Source organism: Paraburkholderia sp. EG286B, assembly GCF_040965655.1.
In the GTDB taxonomy this organism is placed as follows: domain Bacteria; phylum Pseudomonadota; class Gammaproteobacteria; order Burkholderiales; family Burkholderiaceae; genus Paraburkholderia.
This window is the reverse complement of the sequence record NZ_JBFRCF010000222.1, coordinates 1-262: the sequence shown is the minus strand read 5'-3', so window position 1 is coordinate 262 and position 262 is coordinate 1. Positions and strand designations below refer to the sequence as shown.

1 tRNA gene and 1 rRNA gene are annotated in these 262 nt (G+C 55.0%); both read left to right on the top strand.

The features are described from left to right. A 16S ribosomal RNA gene (locus AB4Y42_RS44520) occupies window positions 1–109 on the top strand; the annotation flags it as partial. A gap of 66 nt (window positions 110–175) precedes the next feature. Next, window positions 176–252, top strand: a tRNA-Ile gene (locus AB4Y42_RS44515). Window positions 253–262 lie beyond the last annotated feature (10 nt).

Below are 262 nucleotides of genomic sequence, written 5' to 3'. Positions count from 1 at the left end.
AGTGGCTAGTCTAACCGCAAGGAGGACGGTCACCACGGCAGGATTCATGACTGGGGTGAAGTCGTAACAAGGTAGCCGTATCGGAAGGTGCGGCTGGATCACCTCCTTTCCAGAGCTCATCGCTCACTGCGTTTTAAGCGCTCACACTTGTCGGCTGTAAGAAAGACAGACTCAGGGGTCTGTAGCTCAGTCGGTTAGAGCACCGTCTTGATAAGGCGGGGGTCGATGGTTCGAATCCATCCAGACCCACCACTGTCTGTGA